Origin of the sequence: Thermophagus xiamenensis, from assembly GCF_900112795.1 — a bacterium.
GTDB classification, from domain to species: domain Bacteria; phylum Bacteroidota; class Bacteroidia; order Bacteroidales; family Marinilabiliaceae; genus Thermophagus; species Thermophagus xiamenensis.
Window position 1 is genome coordinate 1 of sequence record NZ_FONA01000051.1, and the last position, 1,476, is coordinate 1,476.

Here is a 1,476-nt window from a genome sequence, read left to right on the forward strand (position 1 = left end):
GATACTGTTTAAAAAAGTGTGTCTGTAATAGAATAAAAAAGGTCTTCTCAGCTTAGTTTTACAAACGAAAAAATAAAAAGTATAACTAAAAAGAGAAGACCCAATGGATTTTACAAAGGAACAATTAACAGAGTTAATAAGCAAACATATAACAAAAGGAAAAGGGTTACAAGACCTATTGGAATTGATGATAGAAAGCCTGATGCGAAGTGAACGTCGAGAATTTTTGGATACCCACCCGGGGAATAAAGGGAATGGTTACCGTCAGGGCAGGAGTTATGGAAATGGGCGAGTCTTAGAGTTTCGTATACCAAGGGATCGTTACGGTAATTTTCATCCAACCATATTAGCCTTACTGCGAGATCAGGAATTAGAATGTGAGCGTTTAGCGGGTAGTTTGTACAGTAAAGGACTTACCCAATCAGAGGTAGGGGAAGTATTTGAAGAAGTGTACGGACGCCATTATAGTAAAGGCAGTATAAGCCGGATGATAGAATACTTGCGAGAAGATGTTGACCAGTGGTTATCACGTAGTCTTGAGTCATATTATCCAATAGTATTTGTTGATGCTATTCACATAAAGGTACACCGAAAAGACAGCGTAGAAACCGAAGCCTTTTATGTAACCATAGCGGTAAAAGAGGATAAAACACGAGAAGTATTAGGGATATTTAACCGCCCTAGTGAGAGTTCCACAGGGTGGCAGGAAATGTTTGAGAGTTTGCAATCCAGAGGTGTTCGATCCATAGGCTTGCTGGTAGCAGATGGCTTAAAATATCTTGAAGATGCCCTTGCCAGGGTTTATCCCAAGACCCCGCTTCAAAAATGTGTTACGCATTTGAAGCGGAACATGCTCAACAAAGTGCGTCATAGCGATAAAGAAGAATTGAGCGAGGATTTACGGGAAGTATTTCAAACCGGCAATCAGTATTACACAGGGGAACAAGCATGGAATGCCTGGCAGCAATTGTGCGAAAAATGGGGAAAACATTATCGAACGATAAAGAAAATGAAAAATGACCCAACCTATCGTTATTATTTTACGTATCTAAATTATGATTATCGAATTCAGTCAATGATTTATACCACCAACTGGATTGAGCGATTACAACGAGACTTCAGAAGGGTATTGCGTATGCGAGGTGCTATGCCCAATGAAGAATCTGTCATAGTGTTGATGGCCAAAACAGCAATGGAAAAACGTGCATATTTTAGGCAATTACCGGGTATTGACAGAGATAAAACATTATTCCCCGGAAAGCAGGTGGAACATCCTGATTTGATAAATAAAGGGAGCGATTAGTAGCTATTCTGTCAAGGCTATACAAGTCCCTCCCTTCGGTCGGGAGCCTTGACAGAATAACTCCTAATCTCATATGAATATTTATCAAATCAGGAAAAAGAAAAAATTAAATTTGCAATACTAACTAAACTGAGATAGATCTTTATCCGGACACACTAATTTAAACACTACCA

General features: G+C 39.2%; 1 protein-coding gene. It reads left to right on the forward strand.

Translation table 11 applies throughout. The annotated features are described in order from the left end of the window. Positions 1-103: 103 nt before the first annotated feature. Positions 104-1,303: an IS256 family transposase gene (locus BM130_RS15060; protein WP_074964426.1), complete on the forward strand. Its 1,200-nt coding sequence runs from the start codon at positions 104-106 to the stop codon at positions 1,301-1,303. Positions 1,304-1,476 lie beyond the last annotated feature (173 nt).